Genomic DNA, 26,120 nt, shown 5'->3' on the forward strand with positions numbered 1-26,120 from the left:
CCGTAGCGGGACCCCGCAGCCGTGTCCGGTGTGCTTCATTGCGTTCATCAGGAGAGAACATGAGCAACAACGACACCGCCGAGCGCGGTATCGCGCCCACTGACGGCCACCACCAGTCCGTCCCGGTGCACTTCGGTGACCTCGACTCGTTCGGAATGGTTCACCACGGCCAGTACGCGGCACTTTTCGAACGGGGAATCACCTCGTACTGGATGGAGCGCGGGGTGTCGTTCGACCGGGCGAAGTCGCAGATCACCGACGTCCTGCAGGTCGTGCGCAAGATGGAGATCACGTACGACCTGCCGATCACCGAGGTCGGCGAGGTCCAGGTGCACTTCTGGATCGACCGTATGGGCCGGACCAGCTACACGTACGGCTTCCGTGTGCTGTCGGCGGACCGGACCGTGGTGCACGCCACAGGGCAACGCGTCCAGGTCAATCTGGACCCTGTGACGCTCCGCCCCGCGCCGTTCGGCGAGGAGGCCCGCGCTGCGGCCGTCCTCCTCATGCCGGCGTCCGCGTCAGGAGCCTGACCGCGGCTGCCCGGCCTGGGGAGTGCCGTGGATCTCCAACTGCCACAGCAGACCGCAGATCCGTTCCAGGGCGGCGGCGAGGTGCCTGCGATAGGTGCTGAACGAGATGTGCAGCCGCTCGGCGACCGCCTCCTGGTTGGGCACGCGCTTGAAGTAGGTGGTGGTGACGACCTTGTGCAGCTGCTCGTCGCGGGCGGTGCCATGCAGGGTCTCGATCGACGTGGCGACGGCGTCGCGCAGGGCGTCGACCGCGTCTGTTTCGGGATGCTCGACCACCAGCCTGCTGCGTACCAAGGGGTTGGTGAGTAGCTCGTCCGGGCGGTGCCACGCGGTGAGCGCCGCCCGCACGGCCTCGTCGAACTCCTCGCGGGTGAGCACTACGCAACCGCCGGTCCGGTGTGCCGTCCTGCCCGCTTCGAGACCGCCCAGTTCCAGCGTGACGCTGAAGTCGAGCCAGATCCGGGGCGGGATGACCCGCCAGTCGTGGGCGTACAGCGACTGGATTCGCTCCCCGGTGCGGACCGGTTCGGTCAGCAGGTGCTGGTCCATGTAGGCCATCAAGGGGTGCCAGAAGGAGTTCTCCGACATAGCGATGTAGGACCACGCGAGTCGGTCGGCCAGCACAAACTCGTACACCGCCCGGTGCAGGAAGAGATCCATGACCGGCGAGGGCCGTTCGCACTCCTTCGGCTCCAGAAGGAAGCGCACGATCTCCAGGTGTTCCCCGTCCCTCATCGGAGTGCTGCCGCGGCTGTGTTCCCAGGCCGCCGACACGACGGGGTCGGCCGCGAGTTCCGCCGGGTCCGGCCGGTCCATCGTCAGACAGGCCCATGCGGCGACGATCCGGCGGGAGTCCGTCCTGCGGCAGACACGCAGTGCCTGGGGCCGCCTGCCGATCCAGAAGGCGGTCAGGGCTTCGGTATCGGGTCCTTCCGCGTCCCGGACCAGTGAGAGCACCTCGTCGGTGTCCTCGGGCACGAAGGTGTCCTCGTGAACATCGCCGTCGGCCTGCCAGGTCACGTACTGCGACAGGAAGCCGTTGGTGCGGTGGAGATAGGTGAGGGCCGACATGGCGGGCAGCACTGCCGCGCCCTCCGCCGCCTTCGCGCGGGTCAGGAGATGGGCGTGTAGTCCGCGGTGCATGGTTTCGTACGTCTGCGGGTCCCGCCAGCGCAGATCCGTGTCGAGGACCTCCCTGACGACGTCGTGCGGGAACAAGCCGTGCCGGCCGGTCTCCACGAAGGGCAACTCCCGCAGCCAGGCGAACAGTTCAGCAGCAGGGGCGTCGGGCAGTGCTTCCCTCAGCAGTTCCTCGGTCGTGGCGAGCGCGTGGGCGCACACCTCCAGGGCCCGGCGGTGCGCGATGTCCGGCAGCGCGCCCACGAGCTGCCCGAGCAGTGTCTTGATGACGTCCGTGCTGGCGGCGGATGGCGCGTGCATGCGCTCGCCGCTCAGAGAGACGTCGGCCGCGAGCCGCAGGGCCAGCGGATGGCCGCCGGCGAAGGCGATCAGGGGGGCCTGCTCGTCCGGAGGCACTCCGCGCGAGGTGAGCAGGGTGCCGGCCTCGTGCGGTGGCAGGTCGTTGAGGCGTACGACGCGCAGCAGGCCGTCCCAGCCGGGGTCGGTCCGCCAGGCGAGGGCGGGTGGCCGCCGACCGGCGATGACCACGACCGCGTCGCCTGGCAGGGAGGGGAGGTAGCTCTCCCGGAGCCAGCGTTCCAGCGCCTGGCACCGCTCGAAGGTGTCGACGAGCAGGACAACCTGCTCGTCGGCCCCCACCGGGCCGGCCTCCGCCTCGAAGTCCTCCTCACGCGCGGTGAGGTCACGGCCGTCGACCCTGATCACTCGGCGCCCCCGGGCCTGCGCCTCGTCGGCGAACCGGGCGAGCAGAGCGGACTTGCCCACACCTCCGGGGCCGTGCAGGTACAGGACGCGGAAGGCCCCCTCAGCGCCGTCCAGCGCCGCCGCGAACTGTGACAGTTCCTCGGAACGGCCGACGAACGATGCACCGCGTGCCGACCGGAGGCGCTCCGCCAGCGGACCCAGGGGAAGTTGAGACATGAAGCAAACTTAAACGATGGAGGCGCCGGCCCAGGCCACGAGGAGCAGCCTGGTCGCCTTGAGATCGTTGTCCGCGAACTGCTCACGGGCGTAGCGGGTTCCGTCTTCTCTGTCTGGCCGCCACAGCACCGACAGGCCGAGCGGATGAGGACGTGAACAGGTTCTGAACAGTGATTGACCTTGATCATGAGCCCCGTGACGCTGTCTGCCGCACTGAGGCGTTCGGCGCCATCGTGAAGCCTCACCCAGGCCAGGCTGTACGACAGCAGATCGTGCTCGACCTGTGCCAGACCCTCACCCTGGCCATGGTCACCGAACAGCTCAGCCTGTCCATACCGCGCGTCGACCCACTCGCGCCGCAGGTCAACTCACGCGGTATTTGTCGAGCACTAGCAGGATTCCTACCATCATGAACTTTCCGCGGCCCCCCAATACCCCGTAGATTTCGACAAAAGTGTCCCCCGAATTGGGTATTGCCGCGATCCTCAGGATGAACGTGCGTCGCGGCCCTGCGATCCGGTGGCTGTACCACGTATTATTCTCGATGTTCGTCCCGGGAAGGGCTGCCTCGACGACCTCCCATTCGGTACCCACGAAGTCCCGCTCGGCGAAGTAGGCCAGCACCTCACACAGGGGCCGGAGATTCTGGCTGTGAATTCGCCGTTTATCCATGGCGCGGGTCCAGCCGATAGGCCGGGCATGGACACCGTCCCAGACCCCCTCTCTCACCAGTCGGCGCTGACGGCGTCTCTCAAGCAACGCAAACATCGCCATCACTGTGCCGTACGCGACGGCAATGCCAAGCGGCAACAAGACTTCGCCCCCGGCAGCGAGGATGATGGGTCCCCAAACGAAGAGTCCTGCCACGAGCCAGATGACGAGTGGCCGTCTTGCCGCGAACATTTGCTGTCTGGTCGGAGGCTGCTGTCCTCCAAGAGCGCGGTTGACCGCCCAATAAGCGCGCGCCACTTTCCCACCCCTGATCGGCATGCCAGGATCCTAATCTGTCCCGACCCGTGGTAGGACACCGTTAATTCCTTCCAAGTCATGCGTCATTGGTGCAGTAAAGCGCCCCACCTGGACCTATTGCCCACGCCCGCTCCGTAGCGTGCGGGTCTACGGCGGACGGAGTGGGAGCTAGGGAGTGGTGGGTTGAGGTGGAAGGGCAAGGCAGCCGTCTGACCTGCCTCTCAGGACGAGCCGGTTGAACGGCCCGTGGCCGCCACGGAGACGCCTCGGCCTGGTCATTTGCGTAGGTCCCGTAGCGCTGCGCCGTCCAGGTTGAGGCGTCGGAGTAGAGGTGCTCGACTGGTCTTCTTCGCGGCGTAGTCCGGGGCGCAGGAGGCTTTCCTGGTCTGTATGCGTTGATAAGCACACTGCCCGAAAGTCGCGAAATCAAGAAGATCGCCAAGTCGAAGCCGGTCGAGCACGGCCTGCCGTTTTCGACCTGGAGCCTGGTCAAACTGGCCGACTTCCTGGTCGCCGAGGGGGTGGTTGACGGCATCAGCCGCGAGGGCCTGCGCATCCTGGTCTGTGAGGAAAGCGTCTCCTACTCGTTCTGCCACCCGCGCAGCCTGACGGCCACACGCCTCCCGGAACCGGACGCGAGGGGCGCGTCATCTCACGATCGGGCGACGTTGGCCGGCGCGGCACTGGGTGGAGATCCACATGCAAGGCCGCCGCCCTTGCCCAGCTCGACTACCGGCCTTGTCCAGTCAGTCAGAGCGTCACGTCCTGTCAGAGATTTCATCCGCAGGGTCCTGGTCCCCCACGCGTCCAGGAAACCCACGACGGCCTGGGCCTGCGGGCGGGGCCACTGCGGCCAGTCTGCCGAGGCCAGTCCCCGAGCCGTGAGGTCGGACTCGTACTCGCCCTCAGCCAGGATCGAGACGAGCTCCGGCAGAACCCGTCTGATGATCGCAGGCTGGTCGTCTCAGTAGGAAGGATGCTTCTGCGCTACGCGGCGGAACCCGGGCCACCGGGCACCGGCCGACCTGCCGCTGACCGCGACCTCACGATTCGCCCCCGGGGAGGGACTCCGCCCCTCGCGGCCGTCTCTGTCGCGTGCGTTGTGGCCTTCGAACCCGACATCGTAGGTCTCGACGCGTTGCCGCGGGCGGCCGCAGCCTGCCTGACCGCCGTCACCCCTGGCGGCCCGCCGACCTTGATCCTCCTGCGGTCCCGCCGAAGTGCTCGTGGTACGGCGCTCTCCTGACCACTGTGGCAATGGGGCCCTGCACAGCTGACGGATCAACCCCGCTTATCGTGTTTTGCGTCCCATGATCCGTAGGGGCTGTGCATGAACCAGGAACGCCGCTCATGTCGCACGCCCAGGTATGTCGATGCCGAATACCGCAGACCGACGCAGGAGGAGTGAGTCTTGAACGCCGCCCCGTCCAGGGATGGAACGATGGTAGGAACGGAGCCCTTGGCAGGCGGCTTGAGCGCACGGTTGCGTGCCGCACGTGAAGATGCTTTCGTCGGACGGGCCGCCGAACTCTCGCTCTACCGACGGGCGCTCGACGCCGAACCGGGCGCACCGGTGGTGCTGCACGTCCACGGTCCCGGCGGCGTCGGCAAGTCGACGCTGCTGCAACGCTTCGCCGACGAGGCTGAAACACTGGGACGCCCGGTCGTGCACCTTGACGCGCGCACCTTGCGTCTGACACCCGCGACCTTCAGCCAGGAAGCGTCGTGGGTCACGACAGTGTGCGGGTCGGTGTTGCTGGTCGACACGTTCGAATGTTGTCAGGGCCTGGAGGACTGGCTGCGTGAGACCTTCCTGCCCCGCCTGGCAGACAAGGCCGTCGTAGTGTTGGCCGGCCGACAGCCGCTCTGCTCCCGCTGGCGCACGGACCCCGGCTGGCGGCAGGCTCTGCAGAGCCTCGGGCTGCGCAATCTGACTCCCGAGGAAGCGGAATCCATGCTGGTCGCGCGAACCGTTCCGGTAGAGGAACGGGCGGCGATCATGGCTTTCGCGCGAGGTCATCCTCTGGCCCTCGCCTTGGCCTCGGACGGATCCGGCAGTGCTTTCGCGGCCGGGGCACGGGAGAATCCGCCGCACGATGTCATCAGCGCGCTGCTGGCCCGGGTTGTCGACGACGTTCCTTCACCACTTCACCGGCAGGCGCTGGAGGTGTGCGCCCACACCAGGACGACGACCCAGGACCTACTGCGGGCTGCTCTGCCCATCGAGGATGCGGCGCCCCTCTTCGACTGGCTGAAGAGACTTCCCTTCGTCGCGGCGGGCAACTCCGGCCTGTACCCCCACGACGTTGTCCGTGACGCTCTCGACCACGACCTGAGATGGCGCGACCCCGACGAGTTCGTGGCCATGCATCACCGTCTCCGCTCCCATCTCCTGCGGCAGGCCGCGACCGCCACCGGCGACGCCGTACTGCCCGCCATGGACGCGCTCAAGTACCTGCACAGGGCCGGAGGGATCACTCGCCGCTTCTTCGTCTTCGACGATCAGGCGGAGGCCTATGAGGACAGGTTCACCGACGCCGACGCGCCGACGGTGCTCCGCCTGGCGCACAAGGCCGAGGGCCCCGAAGCCGCGACCGCCGTCGAGTACTGGCTGCGCAGACAACCGGAAGCCTTCTACGTGCACCGGGACCCCGCCACCGGTGAGGCGGTCGCGTTCCTGGCCTGGCTGACGCTGGAGGAACCCCTGAGCGAGGACATGGAAGCCGATCCCGTCGTGGCGGAGGCCTGGCGGTACGCCCTGCACACCAAGCCGGTGCGGGAAGGCGAGCACATCGTTCTGGCCCGGTTCATCGTGTACCCCGGGCAATACCAGCGTCCCTCACCGGTGATGGACCTGATGATGCACCGGGTGCTCGCAGGGTTCCTTCATGCCAAACGACGTGCGTGGTCGTTCATCGTCCTGGAGGACACCGCTTTCTGGGAACCGCTCATGTCATTCTCCGAGCACCGACTCGTTCCGGAGGCCGCGATGCTCGGCGACCGCACCTGGAGCCTCTTCGGCCACGACTGGCGCAGCGCGCCGGTGGCCACCTGGCTCGACAGCACCGCGGAGGAGGAACTGTTCGGCCAGGACGCGCGTCGCCCCCCGGCCGAATCGGAACTGATCGTTCTCTCGCGACCCGAATTCGACGCGGAGGTGCGCAACCTGCTTCGGTGGTGGCACCGGACGCACGACCTGCAGCGGAGCCCGCTGATCCGGAGCAGACTGGTGGACCACAGGGGACCCGCCCCCGTCGAGGCGCTGCGCTCGGTCATCAGGGAAGCAGTCGACCTGATGGCCGACGATCCGCAGGAGCGGAGATACCACCAGGTCCTCACCACGACCTACTTCGACGCCGTGCAGTCACAAGAACGTGCGGCGGAACTCCTGCACCTGTCCTTCAGCACATATCGCAGGTATCACACCCGGGGCCTCGAACTGGTCAGCGACCGGCTCTGGGAACTGGAGATCGCAGGGTCCGGGGCGTGAGCCGACCTCGCCTCCGCAACGCCCTGAGCGCCTCCCGGACGGTCAACCGTCATGAGGTGCTCCACCGCTGGTTGTCGCGGCCGTTGCATTCCCAGAGCACCACCTGTGTTCCGCTCGCGCCTCCGAAGACGTCCAGACACTTTCCGCTCGAGGCGGACACCAGTGAGCTTCCGACCAGAGCGAACTCCTGCTCGGTCGATTGGTCACACGGTCTGAGAAGCACGGGAGCCCGGTCCTCGGTGCCTGTGACGGAGGCGCAGAGTCCGCCCTGCTTCAGAGCCCTGCCCGAACTGGTACTCCAGGACTGGGCTGATGCGCTTCCGCAGGCCGCGACCGAGAGTTCGGAGCCCGCTCCGGATCCGGTCAGGCATGTGCCTCCGGACTCGACAACAAGAGCCGTCTCCGGTTCGGTTGCAGCGTCGCCGTCTTCGCTGTCGCCGCTTTTATCCTGTGTTCCACCTTCGCCGACCGCTGTGCCCGCCTGAGGTGAGTTCCGGGCGTCGTCCGGATGGGTCTCAGTGCTGGACGCCGGGCCGGAGGCTGAGGCGGACGCGGTGCCGGAAGGCAGCATGGCAGCGTCCTCAGAGGCACCGGCTGAGTGGCCTGCGGTGACACCTGAACGGCGAAGCTCATCGGCCCAGTCGTAGGGCTGACGCCCGGTTCGCTCAGCGCCACTGCGGCCCGAGACGGCAATGGTGGTAGCCACCGCCGCGACGATCAGGATTGCGGCCGAGGCGATGATCCACCTGCCGGCCTGCCTCGGCCCTCGTCGCTGGGTGTCGTTCGGCGCCGGAGAGACGGTCGCGGGCTCTTCGAGGTGGCCGGGGAGCGAGCGCGGTCCAGGGGGTGTCGTTCCGTCGACCACTTCGCCGCTGGAACGATGTGCTGCGGCGGCACGGGCGAGCGCCGCGCGGGCAGTGGCGAGTTTCGCCGCGTTGTTGTTTCCGGAATGGCTGTCCGGCTGTGACTTGACGCGTTGCGCTACGTCCCGTTTGGGTAGCTCTGGCATCTTCTTGTGCTCCTCGTACATGCATGGCGATCAGCCGAATGCGGGGTTCCGGGTGGCGCGGCAACTCGGGGGAGTGCGCCGGCTCGGAAGGCCAGGCCGCAGGGAAGGCATGTCGCGTCGCCACCCCTGTCCTCCATCCTGGCGCGCCGTGCGGGCCCGTGAAAGAGCAGTCCCTGTTCATTCGGTGGCCATCTCCGGACGGTGAGCGAGATGGTGTGAGGCCGGCCCCGCGGTGGGGCCGGCCGGCCGGTCAGGCTGGTTCGACGGTGTCCAGCTCAACGTCGATGTGCTGCGATCCCTGCCCGGGATAGCCGAGGGCGAAGGCCAAGGCGCGGAACGTCTCGGGTGACGAGACGCGGATCTGGTGGGGTGTGCCGGGCTCGGTGTAGATGAGGTCGCCGACCTTGATGACGCGGGCCTCGCCGGCGACCTGCATGACGGCCTCGCCCTGGACCACGAACCAGAACTCGTGGGTGGGGTGGTGATGGGCGGCCATGGTGGTACCGCCCGCGACTTCGAAGACCGAGACCAGGGCGAGGTAGGTGCCCGCGGTGGCCTCCTGCAACGCTTCCTTGGGAATGAGGTACTTGCTGCTGGCGGTGCCGAGGTGCTCGGGCACGGCCTCCATGTCGACGGACCGGACGTCCATGCGTGTTCCTTACTGGTGGGTGGTGCTCTGGCGGATTTAACGGAGGTGCCGGAGGGGTTGTGGCAGAGAGGCCTGTCAGAGGCGTACGCCGTGGCGCTCCCGCAGGTCCTCGGCCCAACCCGGGACACCGGTCACGCCATAGCGCTGCTGGAGGGCGGCTCGGGCGTCGTGGTCGTCCGGGCCCAGGGCCGAGAGGGCGAGGAAGTAGTCCTCGAAGGTGGCCGGGGTACTGATTTCGAGGATCCGGACCGTTGTCGTACCGGCGTTCCAGACGGTGTGCGGGATCAGCCGGGGCTTGACGATCGTCTCCCCGGCCGTGGCGGTCCATTCCCTGTCGCCTATGCGGACGCCGAGTTCGCCGTCGAGGACGATGTTGACCTGGTCGTGGTCGGTGTGGACGTGCGGCCAGAACAGTGTGCCGGGGGCGATGGACTGTTCGACGATGCTGAGAGCGCCGCCGCTGTCGGAGCCGAGCGCGCGGAACACCGTCGGGATGCCGCCGATGGTGACCTGCTGGTCCTGCTGGGGTGTGTTCATGCGCGGTCCTTGTACATCGGGATCTCGACCGGCGGCTGGGGGATGACGCCGCCGTGGGACTCGGCCTGCTCGTAGAGGTATTCGTGGCTGTCCTGCATGGTCCGCAGGGCGGCGTCGACATCGACGTGCACGAGCTTTCCGGCGCGTTTGACGACCTTTCCGGCGACGAGGACGGTGTCCACGTTTCCGGAGTTGGTGTGTCCGATGACGGCGCCGATCGGGTCGTCGCGGTACCAGCCGGCCTGGCTGATCCCGCGCATGTCGAGGAGGACGATGTCGGCCTGCTTGCCGGGGGTCAGTGAGCCGACCCGGTCGCCGAGGCCGGCGGCGTGGGCGCCGTTGACGGTCAGCCAGGTCATGGCGTCCCGGGCGGTCCAGGTCCTGGTCTGCGGGGCGGTCCACTGCTGGTAGCCCGGCTCGTCGGTCTTCCATCGGGTGACCTGCAGTGTGAGTCGGGCCATGCCGATGAGGTCGCCGCCGGTGCCGATGACGCAGTCGTTCCCGATGCTGGGGCCGTGGGTGAACCGGGTGGCCTCGGCGATCGACGGGAAGCCCATGCCCATCTGCATCTCGGTCTCCGGGCAGATGGACACCGAGGCCCCGGCGTCGTGCAGCAACTGCCACTCGTACTGACTCATGAAGCTGCAGTGCACGAAGAGCATGTCGGGGCCGAGGATGTCGGCCTTGCCGAAGTGGGCGATGTCGGCGTACATCTGGCGGACACAGTGCTGATTGGCGTGTACGACGATCCGGGCGCCGAGTGCGCGGGCGTCGACGACCTCGCGGGCGATCTCCTCCATCGGCGCGATCGGCAGCTCCTGGGGACAGATGCCGAAGGTGAGCAGCTGGTCCTTGCTGGAGAAGTACTTGTCGTGGATCTCCGTGGCGAGGGCGAGGCGTTCCGCGTAGTGGCCCAGTTCGCCGACGGCCATGCCGTCGGGCGGTGACTCGTCCCAGCCGTTGGAGGTGACCGGGGTGAGCGCGTGTCCGTACAGGGCGCGTACGCCGGAGTCGCGCAGCCCGGAGACGGCGGCATGGGCGTGGTCGGCGGTGACGATGTTGTGGCAGTAGTCGACGACCGTGGTCACGCCGCAGTTCAGGGCGTCCAGGGCGCCGAGATAGTTGCCCGCGTACATGTCCTGCGGGCGGTAGAGCTCGGCGAACTGCAGCCGGATGGCGCGGATGTAGTCGGGGACGACCCAGTCGACGCCGACACCGCGCAGGGGGGTCTGCCAGAGGTGGCGGTGGGTGTCGACCATCCCCGGCATGGCGATCATGCCATGGGCGTCGATGACTTCGGCGTCGATACCGGTGTCGGCCAGACCGGGACCGACTGCGACGATCTTCCCGTCCTCGACGAGGATGTCGCTGTCGCGCAGTTCTCCGGCGGCGGGATCCATGGTGATCACGTCAGCGCCCTTGACCAGCAGTTTCATGAGAGGACTCCTTTGGCTCTCCGGACGGGTGGCTCTCCGGGACGATGGCTCCCCGGAAGGGTGGGGCGACTCAGCTGCCGATGTCGAGGAAACCGGTGCGGCGGCGCTTGAGCTGGGCGGAGAAGACGATCGCGAGGACGACCGCCCCTCCGTTGAAGACATCGGTCACCCAGGGCTGCACCCCGAGCAGTGACAGTCCGCTGATCGCGGTGCCCAGGAAGAACAGTCCGAGGATCGTGCCGGGGACGTTGTAGGTGCCCGGGTGCCAGGTCGTCGCGCCGAGGAACACCGCGGCCAGCGCGGGCAGGATGAACGGGAGTCCGCCGATGGTCGGATCGCCGTTGCCCTGCGCGCCCACCTGGAGCACACCGGCGATGCCGGCGAGAACTCCGGATCCCACGAAGCTGAGCAGCACCAGTCGGTTGACCCGCAGTCCGGTGAGCCGCGACGCCGCGGCGTTGGATCCGACCGCGGTGAGGTGCCGGCCGAAGGGTGTCTGGGTCAGCAGGAACCAGGTGACGACCGCCAGGACCAGCATGATGACGAACAGCACGGGCAGTTGGGCGACCAGCCGGGTGCTGATCGTGGCGAGGGCGGGCGAGAGCCCGGAGCTGATCGGTACGCCCTGGGTGTACGCGGTGACGGCGCCGCCGATGACGGTGCCGACGCCGAGCGTGGCGATGATCGAGTTCACACCCAGGTAGGCGACGACCGCGCCGTTGAGGGCGCCGATCAGCCCTCCCACCAGCAGTGTGCCGAGTACCGCCACCGGCAGGGGCAGACCGGCGCGGCTCATGAGGGCGGCGCAGACGATGGAGCAGAGGCCCAGGTTCGCGCCGACGGAGACGTCGAACCGGCCGCCGACCAGCGGCAGCATCAGCGCCAGGGCGGCCACGGCGAGCACTGACTGGGAGATCGCGATGCTGCGGAAGTTCGCGCCGGTGGCGAAGGTGTCCGGACGCAGCACGGTGAAGACGACGATCAGTACGACGAACAGGGCCAGCAGTCCGAACCGCTCCAGAGCCAGGCCCGGTGCGGGAGCCGTGCGGCGCCGCGGCGCGGGGTTGGCCGGTTGCTGTGGCGCGGCGGGAGACGCACCGCTGTGGGGTGTGGCCGACGAGGTGGTCATGACGTGCTCTCCTTGGTGAAGACCAGCTCCGTGAGGTGGTGGCGGTGCAGATCGGCCCCGCTGACCTCGGCGGTGATCCGGCCGTCGCGCAGGACGAGTACGCGATCGCAGGCGTGGGCGAGTTCGTCGAAGTCGGAGCTGACGACCAGCGCGGCCATCCCGTCGGACACGGCGGCGCGAATGGCGGCGTAGACATCGGCGCGGGCCCCGACATCGACGCCCTGGGTGGGTTCGTCGAGCAGGAGCAGCCGCGGGTTGCGGCGCAGCCAGCGTGCGAGCACCACCTTCTGCTGGTTGCCGCCCGACAGCGAGGACATCAGGGCGTCCTGCCCGGACGCGCGGATCGCGAACTCGGTGATCGCGTGGTCGGCGTCGCCGCGCTCCTGACGGCGGTCGAGTCGGCCCCTGGACCAGTACTTGGTGACTTCGGCGGCTGAGAGGTTCTCCCGGACCGACAGGTCGAGGAACGCGGCTTCGCGCTCGCGGCCCTCCGGCACATGGGCGATGCCCAGAGCCATGGCCTGGCCGGGGCTGCGGGGCCGTACGTCGTCCCCGGCGAGTCGGATGCTGCCCGAGTCGACGGGATGGTCACCGAAGATCATCCGCAGCAGTTCGGTCCTGCCGGTGCCGAGCAGTCCGGCGATCCCGACGATCTCTCCGGCGCGGACGGTCAGGTCGACTCCGGCCAGTGGTCCGCCGGCCAGTCCCTCGACTTCGAGGACGGGATCGCCCGTCGTAGGTGCCGCCGTGTTCTCGGCGAAGACGCGCTCCACGGGACGCCCGACGATGTGCTCGATCATCTGTGCCTCGGTCATCGCCCCGGTCGAGCGGGTGACGACATGGCGGCCGTCGCGCAGCACGGTCGTCGCGTCGGTGAGGTCGAGCACCTCGTCGATGCGGTGGCTGACATAGAGGATCGTCTGGCCTGCGCGGGAGTACCGGCGCAACGCGTCGAGCAGGACGGACACCTCGTGCTCGGGCAGTGACGCGGTCGGCTCGTCGAGCACGAGGACCGGCCGGCTGCCGCCACCGTCCTGCCCGCCGATGCGCGGGCCGTCGAGTCCGTTGTCCCGCCGGTCGTCCTGCCCCACGTCCTGCAGGGCGCGGGCGATCGCGACCATGGTCTGGTCTGCGGGGCGCAGGTCGCCGAGCCGGTCGCCGGGGTGGGCGTCGATCTCGAAGCGCTCCAGCAGCTCCGCCGTACGCCGTCGCAGTCGAGCCCAGCGGATCCGGCCCGCGCTCGTCGGGAACCGGTCGCCGATGGCGATGTTCTCCGCCAGCGTGAGCTCCGGAAAGGTGCTGGTGCTCTGGTGCACGAACCGCAGCCCGCAGCGTCGGGCCGAGTCCGGCGACGTGGCGTCGGCGGGAACGCTGCGCGTGCCGATGCGCAGTTCGCCGCCGGGGTCCCCGGTGTACACCCCGGCGAGAATCTTGATCAGGGTGGACTTGCCCGAGCCGTTGCCGCCGAGCAGCCCGTGGATGTGGCCGGCGCCGACCTCGAAGCTCACGTCGTCGAGGGCGAGGGTGGCGCCGAAGGTCTTGGTCAGGTGACTGACGGCGAGTGCTGTGCCGGTCATGAGGTGCCCCCGCCCCAGACCCGTTCGCGAGCGGCCTTGAAGTCGACGGGGGTGGCGATGGCGGCACCCCTGGCGGGCAGGCCGTGCTTGGCGTCGACGTAGACGAAGCCACCGCCCTGGTTGGGCGTCTTCGCGGGGTCGGCCCCGGAGAAGATGCGGTTGAGGGTGTCCGCGGTGGCCCAGATGTCGTACTCGTAGGGGATCAGGCTCGTGGCGGTGACGATGCCATCGCGGATGAGCTGGGTGCCGGAGACCTGGCCGTCTCCGCAGCACACGACCAGGTCGCCGCGCCCGGACTGCCGGACGGCGGAGGCGAATGCGCCGGACATGAACGAGTCGGAGTCGTAGGCGACCGCGGTAGCGTCGGGGTGTGCGGTCATCGCGGTTTTGAAGATCTGGGCGGCCGGGTTGGGGAATCCGGCGATGTTCCAGACGACGGGGACGAGCCGGCACTTCGGGCAGGCGTCCGCCATTTCCTCCTCGAAGGCTTTCCAGCCGACGGCGTGGATGGCCTGGTCAACGTTCTTGACCACCAGCACCTTCGGGTTCGGGGTGCCGCGTTCGGCGAGCCTCGCGGCGAGAAAGCGTGCGTTGTAGCGGCCGCGGGTCGCGTAGTAGTCGCTGGTCCTCGTCGAGCCCATGGTGTTGAGCGTGGCCGTGAACAGTGGTGTGCCGCCGCCCAGGCTCTTGTCGTCACAGTCGAGTGCGGCGTAGTTGACCACGGGGACGTCCGCGGACTTCGCGGCGAGCAGACCGCTCTTGATCTGCGGGCAGTCGAAGGCCGCCGTGACAATGCCGTCCGCGCGGGCGGCGATCGCCTGCCCGATGGCGGTGTTGGCAGCCGATGCCTGGTATTTGGTGTCCACGACCTGCACTCGCCAGCCCAGCTTCTTGGCGGCCGCGGTGAAGGACGACGACATGGTGTGGCAGGCGTCGAAGTTCTCTCCGCAGGAGATGAACCAGACCGTCTTGCCGCGGACTGCGGCGGGGCCGTCGGCGGGTGGGTCCTGGAAGACGCCGGCGAAGCCGTCGTCGAGGACTTTCTGCTGGTCGGAGGTCAGGGCGCCGGTTCCAGCGGCCTGGCTCTGCCCGGTCGTCGTACTGCACGCACCGAGCAGGAGTGCGCAGAGCAGGGCGAGCGGGCCGGTGAGCCACGGCAGCCGGGGTCTCACGCGTGAGGGTGTCGGGGTCATCAGGATCTCCTACGGATCGTCTTTGATTCCGAGGGCTGTCCATGCCGGTGGAGCGCACGGCGAAGGCGCTCGTGAGCGGAGCATGGGGCATGGGCTGATGTGGGGGAGGAGCCACCGGCCCGCCGAAGGGGCAGGGCATACGGGCGGGGCGTACGGGCATGGTTTACGGAAGGGCCGGGGCGGCCGGTACGAGCTGTCAGCGCGGCTGGTGGGCGCCGGTCATGATCTCGGCGAGGTCCTCGGGGGCGAGGAAGGACGGCGGCGGGGGCGGACCCCAGTTGAACAGTCCGCGCGCGCCCTCCAATGTCTGCGGCGACCAGATCTGGTCGTCGAGGACGCAGTCCATGTCGGAGTAGTACTCGGAGAAGTTGCCGGCCGGATCCTTGAGATACCAGAAGAAGTTCGATCCGGCGTGGTGGCGGCCCAGGCCCCAGACGTGCCGCTCGGGATGGTCCTCAAGCATGGCGGTGGCGCCGCGTCCGACCTCGTCGACGTCGTCGACCTGCCAGGAGCTGTGGTGCAGGAAGGCGACGGGCGCGTTGAGGACCAGGACGTTGTGGTGGTCGGTCGAGCAGCGCAGGAATGCCCCGTGCCCCTTGATCCGGTCGCTGACCTTGAACCCGAGCAGGTCGGTGAAGAACCGGATCGTGGCCTCGAAGTCGGTCGAGCCGAGCACGACATGGCCGAGCTTGCGCGGCCGTACGCCGTGTTCGCGCAGGACACCCGGGGCGCGGGTGGTGCCCCGTTCGGTCCGGCCGGGCCCGTTGTACGGGGTGGCCGGACTCGGCGGCTGCAGGATCGGCTCGGCGACCCGGACCGTGACCCGGGTGCCGGTGACGGGCTCGACGGTCGTGAGGCCTGTGCCACTCTGCTCCACGGGCGCCCCGGCGTGTCGGAGGCGGTGGCCCGCGGCGGCGATGTCGTCGAGATGCGTGGCGCCGATCCCGAGCTCGACCAGTCGCCGTACCGGTGCGTGGATCACTCGTAGCTGCCGGCCGCCGTCGGCGCTGGACAGCCAGCCGTCGGGGTGCGGCCGGAGCCCGAAGTCGGTGTAGTAGGCGATCGTCTCGTCGACGTTCGGCACTCCGACGGTGATTGCGGTCAGTCGGTGGAGCGGCATCGTCGCCGTCCTTTCCGCCGTACGGCTGCGGGTGGTTCGGGCGGTCAGACCGCGGGGGCGACCAGACGATGGCGCATCTCGCCCACACCGCGGACATAGCTCACGAGTTCGTCGCCGGCCTGGAGCCAACGCGGCGGGGTGCGGCCGATGCCGACACCGGACGGGGTGCCGGTGAAGACGACGTCACCGGGCAGCAGTGGCGTGACCGCGGACAGCCGGGCGATCAGCTCCGACACCGGGAACACCATGTCGCGAGTATGGCCCTTCTGCACCTGCTCGCCGTTGATCAGGCAACCCAGTTCCAGGTTGTCGGGGTCGGGGAGTTCGTCCGGAGTCACCAGCACGGGCCCGATCGGGCCGAATCCCGGGTGCGACTTGCCCAGGCTGAACTGAGGTGCCGGTCCGGCGCCCTGCAGCACACGCTCGGAGATGTCCTGCCCGACCGAGACACCGGCCACGTACGACCAGGCGTCCTCGGCATTCACCCGGTGGGCACGTCGGCCGATCACGACGACCAGCTCCACCTCCCAGTCCACATGGCCCTCCGGTACGACGATCTCGCCGTACGGGCCGGTCAGGGAAGTGGCGAACTTGGTGAACACCGGCGGGCTGTCGGGCACCGCGAAATCCGACTCGGCCGCGTGGTCGGCGTAGTTCAGGCCGATCGCGAAGATCTGCCGCGGCTGGGGGACGGGGTTGCCGTACGTCTCCTCGGGTGCCTCGTGTGCGTCTTCGGGGCGGGTGCCGGCCGCGAAGGCCACCACCTCGTCCCATCGCTCGTAGGCATGGTGGGGGTCTGCGGGCAGGACACCGTCGCTCGCGGTGTTCAGGTCGAGGACTCGGCCAGGGGAAACCACCTGGTGGAGCCGACCGGAGAGGGTGGCGAATCGCACGCTACTGCTCCTTGTGACGGGGCCGCCCACAGAGGGCGACCGCACCGGCTTCGCTGTCGGTGGACCATGTCTACGCCGGTGAACTCGAAAGGTCAACGAACTTTCGAAAGTTGTTGAGGTATTCGTTTCTCTGTGTAAAGTGCGATGCATGGCCAAGGAGAAAGCGTCCAAGACACGCACCGAGGAAATGCACCGCAGGCTGCGCGGCGACATCCTGGGCGGGCGGTTAGTGCCCGGAGCACGCCTGAAGTTCCCCGAGCTGTGTGAGAACTACGGCGTCAGCGTCGGAGCGGCCCGAGAGGCGTTGACCCGCCTGGCGGCCGAGGGTCTGGTCAAGAGTCAGGCCCACCAGGGTTACATGGTGACTCCGCTGTCCCACGAGGACCTGGCGGACCTCACCCGGGCCCGGGTCGAGATCGAGTCCCTGGTGCTGCGCATGTCGGTCCTCGAAGGCGACGTCCACTGGGAATCACGCGCGATCGCCGCCCATCACGTGCTGGAGCGGGCCCCCTTCCTCAGTGACGACGACCCCGACCACCCCACCTATGAGTGGGAAGTCGCGCACGCTGCGTTCCACATGGCACTCATCGACGGATGCACCAACCGCCGACTGCTCGACGCGGCGCGGTCCCTGCGCGACGAGGCCGAGCTGTATCGGCAGTGGTCGGTCTCCCTCGGCCAGGAGCCGGACCGGGACCTGCCTGGCGAGCACCGGGCCCTGCTGGACGCCACCGTCGGCAGGAACGCCGACCTCGCCGCCCACCTGCTGCGCGACCACATCGCGCACACGGCCCAGCTGCTCATCTCCGTGGCCACGGACGAGCCCCTCGCGGCGGCCGAGGAACGCTCGAACGGATGACACCGCGTGAGTGGGCCCCGCTGGCCCGGGGCCCACCGCAAGACAGCCCTGACCGTTCACGACCTGGGAAGGACGCACACATGGACGTCGGTCTTCTCCTCCTGCGCCTGCTCATCGGCGCCCTGCTGGCCGGCCATGCCCTGCAGAAGCTCACCGGCTCTTTCGGCGGAGCCGGCCCGACCCGCACCGGAGCGCTCTTCGCATCGTGGGGGCACCGGCCGGGCGTCGCCATGGCGGTGGTGGCCGGGATGTCCGAAGCCGTCGGCGCGACCCTGCTCGTCCTCGGGCTGGGCACACCCCTCGCGTCCGCCGCCGTCGTCGGCACGATGACCGTGGCCGCACTGGCCCTCGCGAACAACGGACTGTGGGCCGTACGCGGGGGATCGGAAGTACCCCTGCTGTACGGGATCGCCGCGGCGGCCCTCGGCTTCACCGGACCCGGCGACTGGTCCCTCGACGCCGCACTCGGCCTCACCGGCTTCTCCGGCCCGGCGTGGGGCGCGCTGGCGCTCGCGCTTGGCCTCCTCGCTGGGCTGCCGGTCGCCGCGCGCGCCCACCGGCTGCGCCGCGCGGACCTCCCCTCCCCCATCTGACCTTTCCCGCTCTGACCTTCCCGACCCGAAGGAATCACCAGCATGGACAAGCGCTGCTCCACAGCCGCGCAGGCCGTGGCCGACATACCGGCGGGCTCAAGCGTCGCGGTCGGCGGCTTCGGGCTCGTCGGCATACCCGCGACCCTGATCAAAGCCCTCGTCGACCGGCCCGAGGCCCGCGACCTGGAGATCGTGAGCAACAACTGCGGTGTCGACGACTGGGGGCTCGGTCTCCTGCTCGCGGCCGGCCGGATCCGCCGCATCGTCGCCTCCTACGTGGGGGAGAACAAGGAGTTCGCCCGCCAGTACCTCGCGGGCGAGCTGGAGGTCGAACTCACACCGCAGGGCACCCTCGCCGAGCGGCTGCGTGCCGGCGGGGCAGGGATCGCCGCCTTCTACACACGCACCGGCGTGGGCACCCAGGTCGCCGAGGGCGGCCTGCCGTGGCGCTACGACGGCACCGGCGGAGTCGCCCTCGCCTCACCCCCCAAGCCCGTCGCCGTCTTCGACGAGCACGATTTCGTCCTCGAACGGGCCTTGACCGTCGACGTCGCACTGGTCCGGGCGTGGCGCGGCGACCGGTACGGCAACCTCGTCTTCCGTCGCAGCGCCCGCAACTTCAACCCGCTCTGCGCCCGTGCCGCCCGGCTGACGATCGCCGAGGTGGAGGAGTTCGTCGAGCCCGGACAGCTGGACCCCGACACGATCCACCTGCCCGGCATCCACGTGGACCGGATCGTCACACTCGCCCCGGACGACGCGGCGGACAAGCGCATCGAGAAGCGGACCGTGACCGAGGAGAGCAGGTAACCGTGCCCTGGAGCAGGAACGAGATGGCGGCCCGCGCCGCGCGCGAGCTGCCCGACGGCAGTTACGTCAACCTCGGCATTGGGCTGCCCACACTCGTGCCCAATCACATCCCGCCCTCGGTGGAGGTCGTGCTGCAGTCCGAGAACGGCATCCTCGGGCTGGGCCCGTACCCGGCCGCCGGCCAGGTCGACCCCGACCTGGTCAACGCCGGCAAGGAGACCGTCACCCTGCGGACCGGGGCCAGCACGTTCGACTCCGCGGACAGCTTCGCGATGATCCGCGGCGGCCGGATCGATGTGGCCGTGCTCGGCGGAATGCAGGTCTCCGCCGGCGGCGACCTGGCCAACTGGACCGTACCCGGAGCGATGATCAAGGGCATGGGCGGTGCGATGGACCTCGTGCACGGCGCCCGCCGCATCGTCGTCCTCATGGAGCACGTCACCAGGACCGGCGAGGCCAAGCTCCTCCCGCGGTGCTCCTTGCCGCTGACCGGCCGAGGCGTCGTGGACCGAATCATCACCGACCTCGGCGTCCTTGACGTCACCCCTGACGGCTTCGTTCTCGTCGAGACCGCGCCGGGCGTCGACCGCCGTCAACTCCAGGCAGCCACCGGGGCACCGGTCCGCGTGGCCGCTCTGGCCGGGCAGGAGAACCAGTGACCAGAATCGCGGTGCTCGGCACCGGCGCCAACGGCGGCTCCATCGGAGCGGACCTGACCCGTGCCGGGCTCGATGTCACCTTCATCGAGCAGTGGCCCGAGCACGTCGCCGCGATGCGTGGGCACGGCATCCGGGTCGAGATGCCCGACGCCGAAGAGGTCACCGAGGTACGGGCGTTCAACCTGTGCGATGTGGCCACGCTGCGCGAGCGGTTCGACGTCGTCCTCGTACTGGTCAAGGCCTACGACACCCGCTGGGCGTGCGAGCTGATCAAGCCCCTCGTCGCCGACGACGGGGTCGTCGTCGGCATCCAGAACGGCATGACCCTGGACACGATCGTCGATGTGATGGGGCCCGATCGCTCACTCGGCGCCGTCATCGAGATCGCGTCCAACATGTTCGAGCCCGGCGTGGTGCGCCGTGACACCCCGCGCTCCCAGTCGTGGTTCTCCGTCGGCGGTCTCACCGCCGCGGCCCAGTACAATGCCCCGGACGTAGCGCGCCTGTTGCGCAACTCCGGCACCGCTGAGGTGTCCGACGACATCCTTTCCTCGAAGTGGATGAAACTCGTCGCCAACTGCACCGAGCTGGTCACCTCCGCCGTCCTCGACCTGACCGTGCACGAAGCCGCGGAGATCCCGGGAATGCGCGACGTCATGCTCGAAGCGGGCAACGAGGCCGTACGCACCGGACTCGCGCTCGGTCGGACGATCCGCCCCGTGCTCGGGCTCACCGCCCAGGATGTCTCCGATCCCGAGGAGGTCGCGACGGCACTCTTCGACATCGTCCACGACAGGTTCGTCACGCCCGGACAGCAGACCACCGTCCTCCAGGACTGGATCAAGGGTCGGCGCAGCGAGGTCCACCAGATCAACGGACACATCGCAGCCGAGCAGGCCCGGCTCGGCGGACGGGCGCCGGTCAACGAGCGCGTGGTCGAGGCCGCACGCAGGATCGAGGCACGCGAAATGGCGCCGGGCCCCGAGGCGGCTGCCCTCCTGCTGGCCGATACGGGCAGCCACTCCACGTCAGGGGTATTCAACTGAACGGTTCAGAATGAGCTAGGCTCTGCAGACATGGCTCGTCCCAAGGAATTCGATCCGGAGGTAGCACTTCGGCATGCCCTGGCGCTGTTCTGGCGGCGGGGATACGAAGCGACCTCCCTGACTGATCTGGTCGAACACCTGGGAGTCGGCAGACCCAGCATCTACGCGACCTTCGGCAGTAAGCACCAGCTCTACCTGCGCGCCCTGGACGTCTACGCGCAGGAACGCGTGGCGCTCGACCTCGAACTGCTCTCCCGACCCGGTCCGGTACTCCCGGTCGTACGCGGCTGGATGCAGCGGTACGCGGACGAGGTGGAGGCCGACGGGGAACGGCTCGGCTGTTTCGCGGTCAACGCGGCAGCCGAGCTGATGCCCGGCGATGGCGAGGTGGCCAGGATCGTCGAAGGCGCCTGGGGTGCCACGGAGGCCGCGCTGACGGCTTCCCTGCTCAGAGCGCGCGCGCAGGGTGAGCTGGCGGAAGACCGCGAACCGCGCGCCCTGGCCCGATGCCTCATGACCCTGCTGCACGGGATCCGGGTGTCGGGCAAGCGCCGCCACGACCGGACCCATCTCGGGGACGTCTTGTCCCAGGCGTTCCTCCTGCTGAGCTGAAGCCGCCTTCGCTTTTGACTTCGAGATGCGTCGCGCGGCTGCCTTCTACGAACCACAGCCGACGGTCTCGGTCACCTGAGCTGCGGGTCTTCGAGGACGACGACTCGATCGGCCTCGACATCGAAGCCGAGTATCGGACGGCCATAGCCGCCCTACGGGTCCATCAGCACGGGCCGGCCCAACCGCCGCCCGATCTCCCGAAGGAAACCGCGGAACACGTCAAGTCGTTCCCGGCCCTGTAACTCCCGCAGGTCGACGTCGAAGTCGATTTCCTCGCCCGCACGGAAGCGGAAGATCGCCAGCACATCGGTAGTCGGTCACACTCGCAATGCCGGGCACTCGGCATTCCCCGGGCGGGACAACACGGCATCCGCCCGGGGTACCGGACGCACCGCCTCTCCTTCGGAGTACTGGCACCTCCAGCCCTTTTCCGCGACAAGGTCGAGGACCGTCTGCCAGTCCTTCACCGAGGTGTTCGGGACACGTACGTCCGGCAGTGACCCCATCAAGTCCGGGTCGAACAAGCAGCTCACGTCGTCCCACAGCAGATCGGCCACCCCGCCATGCTCCTGGCTCCCCGCACCGACACACCTCGTTTCTCCTGGGTAAACCCGTAGGGCGACCCCACCCGCATCACCGCCGCCGGCGTCGGCCGGGGGCTGTTCGTACCTGAGCAGCGTTTGACCGGTTGCTGACCTGGTGACCTGGCGTGTCCTCACGGATAGTCACCATTGGCCGGGCGATGCGAGACGGGGACAGGCACAGCCTGCCCGACCCGTCGCAGCGGCTGTGGCGGCTTCTCAGGCCGAACACGACTGTGAGCGAGTAGCGAAGTAAGGAAGAGCATGTTCAAGAAGCGGATCAGCCGACTGCTGGTGAGCGGCGCGTTCATCGGTGGCGCGGTTCTCGCCATCGGCGCGACTCCGGCCCAGGCGGACTACACCCAGTGCAAGACAGGGCAATTCTGCCTTTGGGACGACACGAACTACAGCGGCCGCTTCGCCGGCAGCCAGTACAGCCATTCCAATGTCGGCGACTACATGAACGACCGAATGAGTTCCTTCTGGAACCGTACGGGCCGTACGGTTTGCTTCTTCGCGGACTCCGGGTTCAAACCCAGCTCCAGCTACATGTGTCAGCTGCCGGGCGCCTCCGCCTCCAACGTCGGCATGTACAACGACATCCTGACCGGCTTCAGGATCCAGTAGTAGTTCTTCGGCCCCGGACCGCGCTGGTGCGTGGTCCGGGGCCGAAGCCTGCGGTACGACCACCTTGCAGGTGGCGAGGCAACCACCAATGGAAACACCAAGCGGCGGTACCGGCCCTCTCGGTACCGAACCCATCCCTCCCATTCACCAGCACGGAGTTGCACATCCATGGGAATGTCACAGGCCGACCGTCGGATCATCGTGAGTGGCGTCGGGGCGACCACACCGTTGGCAGGTGACGCGGTGTCGACGTGGAAGCACTTGCTCGCCGGGCAGTCGGCGACGGTGGCTCTGCAGGAGGATTGGGCCGCAGGGCTGACGGTGCGAATAGCGGCGCCGGCCGCAGTCGACCCGTCGGAGGTGCTGCCCCGGCATGTCGCACGACGGCTCGACCGGGCAAGCCAGTTCGCCCTCATCGCGGCCAGGGAGGCATGGGCGGACGCCGGATTCACGGGCCGAGCGGGCGAGCCGGGCCAGACCTCGGTACGGCCCGAGCGGCTGGCGGTGGTCATGGGCACGGGCGTCGGCGGGGTGTCGACGCTGCTCAGCCAGTACGACGTCCTGCGCGATCAAGGCGAGCGCAAGGTCTCGCCCTTGACTGTGCCGATGCTGATGCCGAACAGCCCGGCCGCGCAGATCGGCCTGGACATCGGCGCGCAGGCGGGTGTGCAGACCCTGGTCAGTGCGTGTGCGTCAGGCGCGGAAGCCATCGGTCACGCCATCGACATGGTGCGTGCGGGCCGGGCCGACGTCGTGGTCGCGGGCGGGACCGAGGCGTGCATCGTTCCACTGAACCTGGCCGCTTTCGGCAACATGATGGCGATGTCACGACGCAACGACAGCCCCGCGACGGCGTCCCGCCCTTACGACAAGGGGCGTGATGGATTCGTCCTCGGCGAAGGCGCCGGCGTGGTCGTCGTGGAGAGCGCGGAGCACGCCGAGAGGCGCGGAGCAGGGACGTACTGCGAAGCCCTGGGCCAGGGGCTGTCTTCCGACAGCCATCACATCGCCCAACCCGAACCCACCGGCCGAGGGATCGTGGCCGCGATGCGGCAACTGCTGGAGTCCACCGGCGTCAGCCCGGAAGAGATCGCGCATGTCAATGCGCACGCCACATCGACGCCGCAGGGCGATCTGGCCGAGATCCGGGCGCTGGAGCAGGTCCTGGGCCCGAACCGGCAGCAGGTCGCCGTGTCCGCAACCAAGTCCATGACCGGGCACCTGCTGGGCGGAGCGGGCGGTATCGAGACGGTGGCGACCGTTCTCGCCCTCTACCACCGCATCGCGCCCCCCACCATCAATGTCACCGATCTGGACGACGAGGTCGACCCTGGCCTGATCTCCGCGTCGCCGCGACCTCTGCCCGAGGGCCCGGTCGTCGCGCTGAACAACTCCTTCGGCTTCGGCGGACACAATGTGGTGCTGGGTTTCCGTGCGTCGGATGAAAACGAGATGGACCCGCAGCGGGGACAGGACGTCAGGGGTTTCCTGCGCGACATCATGACCGCCCTGCCCGGTGCCAGACCGTGATCCGTTCCGCCTCGACGTTTCTTCGCCTGTAGGCGATGCGGCAAACTGAGCGACTCTGTCGGGGCTCGTGGGGTTTCCCGGCGGGGTGGCTTGATCACCGGGCACGCTCAGAGCGGTCTTCTGCTCGCTGCTCTCGTTGAAGCGCTCGATGTCTGTACGTCCCCGTTCCGTGGTAGGACGGTCACTGCCCGCGAGGTGGGGAAACGCTGGGCTGGGCGCGCAAGGCGCGTCGGCGTCCTGCAACAACCGTCAGGCGCTGACGACACGTGGAGCGGGCACAAGGTGCGTACGTATCCGTGGCCAAACCGGTGACGCCCCACCAGGCCGCCTGTGTTTATGGCCCCTTGCGCCGCCAGTACTCCAATAACCCCCAAGGACAAGCACCACATCTCCATCGACAGCTCCGGGGCCTCGCACGTTGCGCCTCACGGGCCGTCACCTGATCGGTAACCAATTCGAAGAAACTCACGGGGTGTCGGTATTGCCACCTCCTCCATCGACACACTGCTGGCAGTACTGCACAGGATGGAGCAGGTGCTTAGAGGACGTTCCGGTTAAAAACTGTATGGTTCATGGGTTGTGCCAGGTTATGGGTGTTTCTCCGGTTGCTCGTTTCGCAAGGTTCGAGATCATCGCGAGGCGGATCATGCTCTCGGAATGCGCAGGTTTGGTCTCGTAGTCGCGGGCGAGGCGGCGGTGCATCATGATCCACCCGAAACTTCGCTCCACGACCCAGCGCCTGGGGATCACCGAGAAGCCTTTGACCTGCTCGTTTCGTGGGACTACGTCGACATCGATGCCGAGGGTGGCGCCGTGCTCGATGGCCTTGGTCTTGTAGCCGGTGTCGACCCATGCCTTGGTGATCGTGGGGTGGTCTGTGGCGAGTTGGGTAAGGAGTTGCTTGCCGGCCTCGTTGTCGGAGACGCTGGCGGCGGTCACGATGACCAGCAGTAACAGGCCGAGCGTGTCGACGACGATGCTGCGCTTGCGGCCCACGATCTTCTTCCCTGCATCCGTGCCCTGAGTGTCGGAGGGGACGCTGGTCGCGGTCTTGACGCTCTGCGCATCGATCACGCACGCGGTGGGCTCCGCGGTGCGTCCTGCCTGCTCACGGACCATCCGGTGTAGGTGGACGCCGAGTTTCTCGATGGTGCCGTCGGCGGTCCAGGCGCTGAAGTAGCCGAACACCGTGGTGTGCGGCGGGAAATCGTGCGGCAGGTAGCGCCAGGGGACGCCGGTCCGGTTGAGGAAGAGGATCGCGTTCATGACTTCCCGCAGGTCCGTAACCCTGCCGCCGAGGTTGAGCGAGGTCTTCTGCCGCTCGGCCCGCCAGGCCGTCAAGGTCGGCTCCATCAACTCCCAGCGGGCATCGGAGAGATCACTCAGGTACGGCAGGCGCGGCTGCGAAGAAGTCATGGGGATACTCATGCATGGGGTCCCGGACCGGTCATATCGCTCGATCGAGCGAGGCAAAAAGCCGCTTTCAGTAGGTTCCTCGAACCGGACAGGAGCTATCAGCTGAAACCGGTCTGAAACGCAAGGTCACGCCCGCTGAAGCTGTAACCGCAAATCACTTGTTCTGCCTGGATACGGCCAAACCCGGCACGACACAACTACAAACCATCACGTAAGTACCACGAACGTCCTCTTAGGAGGCGCCTGCTGTGTCCAGGGTGCACTTGCCCTGACCTGCTGGTTTCTGCGCCCCTGACGTGGTGTCAGTCATTTTGTGGGACGTATGTGGGATCAGGCGATCTGTGGGACTCGTGGGGCACCAGCGCGCTTCAGTAGTTTGGACGTAGCTTTGCACACCATTTTCACGCGCTCGAAGGTGAGCGCGGAAATAATTCCGGCCTTCTCCGGTGTTCTCGATCTTCGAGCGGAGGAGGGGAAGGTGTCGGGACTGAAGCTGTTCCATACGGCGAACGGCGGCGCGACGGAGGTTGCTCCGCGTCTTGCTGAGGCCGAGGCGGATGTGCAGGACCTCATCGAGGCGCACATGGAGACGATGCTGGGCGTGCGTTTCCTGGCGAGCGAGTACAGCACCGGCCCCGTGCACGGGGGTCGGATCGACTCGCTCGGCCTCGACGAGAACGGTGCCCCTGTGATCGTCGAGTTTACCGACCGCAGGTAGTCCTGCCCGTGATGTCCGTCTGGGACTGTGACCAGCACGTCCCGGGCTTGTTTACCGACCGTGTCCGGGACGT

21 protein-coding genes and 4 pseudogenes are annotated in these 26,120 nt (G+C 68.0%); 12 read left to right on the plus strand and 13 right to left on the minus strand.

Translation table 11 applies throughout. The features are described from left to right. Positions 1–59: 59 nt before the first annotated feature. Positions 60–533 carry an acyl-CoA thioesterase gene (locus ACIOKD_RS25125; protein ID WP_402088041.1) on the plus strand — a complete coding sequence of 158 codons (474 nt, stop codon included), beginning with the start codon at positions 60–62 and terminating at the stop codon, positions 531–533. Here the strand turns inward: ACIOKD_RS25125 and ACIOKD_RS25130 are convergent. Beyond that, positions 522–2,594, minus strand: a complete 2,073-nt coding sequence (locus ACIOKD_RS25130) for an AAA family ATPase (RefSeq protein ID WP_402088044.1) — start codon at positions 2,592–2,594, stop codon at positions 522–524. The two genes, ACIOKD_RS25125 and ACIOKD_RS25130, sit on opposite strands and share 12 nt — an antisense overlap. Positions 2,595–2,957: 363 nt before the next feature. Continuing rightward, positions 2,958–3,461 carry a hypothetical protein gene (locus ACIOKD_RS25135; RefSeq protein WP_402088047.1) on the minus strand — a complete coding sequence of 168 codons (504 nt, stop codon included), beginning with the start codon at positions 3,459–3,461 and terminating at the stop codon, positions 2,958–2,960. Positions 3,462–3,931: 470 nt separating this feature from the next. On the opposite strand from ACIOKD_RS25135, the pseudogene ACIOKD_RS25140 reads away from it, so the two are divergent. Together ACIOKD_RS25140 and ACIOKD_RS25145 are read left to right on the plus strand one after the other, a co-directional pair. Continuing rightward, a pseudogene (locus ACIOKD_RS25140) lies at positions 3,932–4,147 on the plus strand (IS630 family transposase); the annotation flags it as partial. A gap of 875 nt (positions 4,148–5,022) precedes the next feature. Continuing rightward, positions 5,023–7,053, plus strand: coding sequence for an ATP-binding protein (locus ACIOKD_RS25145; protein ID WP_402088048.1), 2,031 nt, complete (start codon positions 5,023–5,025; stop codon positions 7,051–7,053). Positions 7,054–7,102: 49 nt separating this feature from the next. Here the strand turns inward: ACIOKD_RS25145 and ACIOKD_RS25150 are convergent, their stop codons facing one another. The 9 genes from ACIOKD_RS25150 to ACIOKD_RS25190 all read right to left on the minus strand — a co-directional run bounded on the left by ACIOKD_RS25150 (position 7,103) and on the right by ACIOKD_RS25190 (position 16,596). Next, on the minus strand, positions 7,103–8,083 hold the full coding sequence (locus ACIOKD_RS25150; RefSeq protein WP_402088051.1) for an RICIN domain-containing protein: 981 nt from the start codon (positions 8,081–8,083) through the stop codon (positions 7,103–7,105). 229 nt (positions 8,084–8,312) lie between these two features. Further along, positions 8,313–8,711 carry a cupin domain-containing protein gene (locus ACIOKD_RS25155; protein WP_402088054.1) on the minus strand — a complete coding sequence of 133 codons (399 nt, stop codon included), beginning with the start codon at positions 8,709–8,711 and terminating at the stop codon, positions 8,313–8,315. Between the two features lie 75 nt (positions 8,712–8,786). Next, a complete protein-coding gene (locus tag ACIOKD_RS25160; protein WP_402088056.1) occupies positions 8,787–9,248 on the minus strand; it encodes a cupin domain-containing protein in 462 nt (153 codons plus the stop codon). Beyond that, positions 9,245–10,684: an amidohydrolase family protein gene (locus ACIOKD_RS25165; RefSeq protein ID WP_402088059.1), complete on the minus strand. Its 1,440-nt coding sequence runs from the start codon at positions 10,682–10,684 to the stop codon at positions 9,245–9,247. The genes ACIOKD_RS25160 and ACIOKD_RS25165 overlap by 4 nt, the downstream gene beginning before the upstream one ends. A gap of 70 nt (positions 10,685–10,754) precedes the next feature. Then, the gene (locus ACIOKD_RS25170; RefSeq protein ID WP_402088062.1) at positions 10,755–11,813 is read right to left on the minus strand and encodes an ABC transporter permease; all 1,059 of its coding nucleotides are present in this window, start codon (positions 11,811–11,813) and stop codon (positions 10,755–10,757) included. Then, complete coding sequence (locus ACIOKD_RS25175) at positions 11,810–13,390, minus strand: sugar ABC transporter ATP-binding protein (protein WP_402088065.1); 1,581 nt, start codon at positions 13,388–13,390, stop codon at positions 11,810–11,812. The genes ACIOKD_RS25170 and ACIOKD_RS25175 overlap by 4 nt, the downstream gene beginning before the upstream one ends. Beyond that, complete coding sequence (locus ACIOKD_RS25180; protein ID WP_402088068.1) at positions 13,387–14,583, minus strand: sugar ABC transporter substrate-binding protein; 1,197 nt, start codon at positions 14,581–14,583, stop codon at positions 13,387–13,389. The genes ACIOKD_RS25175 and ACIOKD_RS25180 overlap by 4 nt, the downstream gene beginning before the upstream one ends. A 196-nt stretch (positions 14,584–14,779) precedes the next feature. After that, complete coding sequence (locus ACIOKD_RS25185) at positions 14,780–15,703, minus strand: VOC family protein (protein ID WP_402088070.1); 924 nt, start codon at positions 15,701–15,703, stop codon at positions 14,780–14,782. 44 nt (positions 15,704–15,747) lie between these two features. Then, positions 15,748–16,596 carry a fumarylacetoacetate hydrolase family protein gene (locus ACIOKD_RS25190; RefSeq protein ID WP_402088072.1) on the minus strand — a complete coding sequence of 283 codons (849 nt, stop codon included), beginning with the start codon at positions 16,594–16,596 and terminating at the stop codon, positions 15,748–15,750. Between the two features lie 148 nt (positions 16,597–16,744). Here ACIOKD_RS25190 and ACIOKD_RS25195 point away from each other — a divergent pair, with 148 nt between their 5' ends. The 6 genes from ACIOKD_RS25195 to ACIOKD_RS25220 all read left to right on the plus strand — a co-directional run bounded on the left by ACIOKD_RS25195 (position 16,745) and on the right by ACIOKD_RS25220 (position 21,175). Next, positions 16,745–17,455 (plus strand): GntR family transcriptional regulator, encoded by a 711-nt coding sequence (locus ACIOKD_RS25195; protein ID WP_402088075.1) that lies wholly within the window; start codon positions 16,745–16,747, stop codon positions 17,453–17,455. 80 nt (positions 17,456–17,535) lie between these two features. Next, positions 17,536–18,048 carry a DoxX family protein gene (locus ACIOKD_RS25200; RefSeq protein ID WP_402088078.1) on the plus strand — a complete coding sequence of 171 codons (513 nt, stop codon included), beginning with the start codon at positions 17,536–17,538 and terminating at the stop codon, positions 18,046–18,048. A gap of 42 nt (positions 18,049–18,090) precedes the next feature. Further along, on the plus strand, positions 18,091–18,858 hold the full coding sequence (locus tag ACIOKD_RS25205) for a CoA transferase subunit A (RefSeq protein ID WP_402088080.1): 768 nt from the start codon (positions 18,091–18,093) through the stop codon (positions 18,856–18,858). A gap of 2 nt (positions 18,859–18,860) precedes the next feature. Beyond that, positions 18,861–19,517, plus strand: coding sequence for a CoA transferase subunit B (locus ACIOKD_RS25210; RefSeq protein ID WP_402088083.1), 657 nt, complete (start codon positions 18,861–18,863; stop codon positions 19,515–19,517). Continuing rightward, on the plus strand, positions 19,514–20,563 hold the full coding sequence (locus ACIOKD_RS25215; protein ID WP_402088086.1) for a ketopantoate reductase family protein: 1,050 nt from the start codon (positions 19,514–19,516) through the stop codon (positions 20,561–20,563). The genes ACIOKD_RS25210 and ACIOKD_RS25215 overlap by 4 nt, the downstream gene beginning before the upstream one ends. A gap of 30 nt (positions 20,564–20,593) precedes the next feature. Next, positions 20,594–21,175, plus strand: a complete 582-nt coding sequence (locus ACIOKD_RS25220) for a TetR/AcrR family transcriptional regulator (protein ID WP_402088089.1) — start codon at positions 20,594–20,596, stop codon at positions 21,173–21,175. Between the two features lie 71 nt (positions 21,176–21,246). Here ACIOKD_RS25220 and ACIOKD_RS25225 read toward each other — a convergent pair. Next, positions 21,247–21,732: pseudogene (locus tag ACIOKD_RS25225) on the minus strand (hypothetical protein). 288 nt (positions 21,733–22,020) lie between these two features. On the opposite strand from ACIOKD_RS25225, the gene ACIOKD_RS25230 reads away from it, so the two are divergent. Both ACIOKD_RS25230 and ACIOKD_RS25235 read left to right on the plus strand, forming a co-directional pair. Further along, positions 22,021–22,383: a peptidase inhibitor family I36 protein gene (locus ACIOKD_RS25230; protein WP_402088091.1), complete on the plus strand. Its 363-nt coding sequence runs from the start codon at positions 22,021–22,023 to the stop codon at positions 22,381–22,383. Positions 22,384–22,557: 174 nt separating this feature from the next. Beyond that, positions 22,558–23,820, plus strand: a pseudogene (locus tag ACIOKD_RS25235) (beta-ketoacyl-[acyl-carrier-protein] synthase family protein); the annotation flags it as partial. 663 nt (positions 23,821–24,483) lie between these two features. Here ACIOKD_RS25235 and ACIOKD_RS25240 read toward each other — a convergent pair. Further along, positions 24,484–25,329 (minus strand): IS5 family transposase, encoded by an 846-nt coding sequence (locus tag ACIOKD_RS25240; RefSeq protein WP_402088094.1) that lies wholly within the window; start codon positions 25,327–25,329, stop codon positions 24,484–24,486. 322 nt (positions 25,330–25,651) lie between these two features. On the opposite strand from ACIOKD_RS25240, the pseudogene ACIOKD_RS25245 reads away from it, so the two are divergent. Then, positions 25,652–26,032: pseudogene (locus ACIOKD_RS25245) on the plus strand (transporter); the annotation flags it as partial. Positions 26,033–26,120 lie beyond the last annotated feature (88 nt).

Origin of the sequence: Streptomyces sp. NPDC087844 (assembly GCF_044742785.1) — a bacterium.
Classification (GTDB): domain Bacteria; phylum Actinomycetota; class Actinomycetes; order Streptomycetales; family Streptomycetaceae; genus Streptomyces.

Coding starts and splice junctions, on each gene's coding strand:
- ACIOKD_RS25180 (WP_402088068.1), bottom strand. CDS start 14,583: ATGACCCCGACACCCTCACGCGTGAGACCCCGGCTGCCGTGGCTCACC.
- ACIOKD_RS25200 (WP_402088078.1), top strand. CDS start 17,536: ATGGACGTCGGTCTTCTCCTCCTGCGCCTGCTCATCGGCGCCCTGCTG.
- ACIOKD_RS25165 (WP_402088059.1), bottom strand. CDS start 10,684: ATGAAACTGCTGGTCAAGGGCGCTGACGTGATCACCATGGATCCCGCC.
- ACIOKD_RS25240 (WP_402088094.1), bottom strand. CDS start 25,329: ATGACTTCTTCGCAGCCGCGCCTGCCGTACCTGAGTGATCTCTCCGAT.
- ACIOKD_RS25155 (WP_402088054.1), bottom strand. CDS start 8,711: ATGGACGTCCGGTCCGTCGACATGGAGGCCGTGCCCGAGCACCTCGGC.
- ACIOKD_RS25185 (WP_402088070.1), bottom strand. CDS start 15,703: ATGCCGCTCCACCGACTGACCGCAATCACCGTCGGAGTGCCGAACGTC.
- ACIOKD_RS25125 (WP_402088041.1), top strand. CDS start 60: ATGAGCAACAACGACACCGCCGAGCGCGGTATCGCGCCCACTGACGGC.
- ACIOKD_RS25160 (WP_402088056.1), bottom strand. CDS start 9,248: ATGAACACACCCCAGCAGGACCAGCAGGTCACCATCGGCGGCATCCCG.
- ACIOKD_RS25170 (WP_402088062.1), bottom strand. CDS start 11,813: ATGACCACCTCGTCGGCCACACCCCACAGCGGTGCGTCTCCCGCCGCG.
- ACIOKD_RS25130 (WP_402088044.1), bottom strand. CDS start 2,594: ATGTCTCAACTTCCCCTGGGTCCGCTGGCGGAGCGCCTCCGGTCGGCA.
- ACIOKD_RS25205 (WP_402088080.1), top strand. CDS start 18,091: ATGGACAAGCGCTGCTCCACAGCCGCGCAGGCCGTGGCCGACATACCG.
- ACIOKD_RS25230 (WP_402088091.1), top strand. CDS start 22,021: ATGTTCAAGAAGCGGATCAGCCGACTGCTGGTGAGCGGCGCGTTCATC.
- ACIOKD_RS25175 (WP_402088065.1), bottom strand. CDS start 13,390: ATGACCGGCACAGCACTCGCCGTCAGTCACCTGACCAAGACCTTCGGC.
- ACIOKD_RS25220 (WP_402088089.1), top strand. CDS start 20,594: ATGGCTCGTCCCAAGGAATTCGATCCGGAGGTAGCACTTCGGCATGCC.
- ACIOKD_RS25195 (WP_402088075.1), top strand. CDS start 16,745: ATGGCCAAGGAGAAAGCGTCCAAGACACGCACCGAGGAAATGCACCGC.
- ACIOKD_RS25150 (WP_402088051.1), bottom strand. CDS start 8,083: ATGTACGAGGAGCACAAGAAGATGCCAGAGCTACCCAAACGGGACGTA.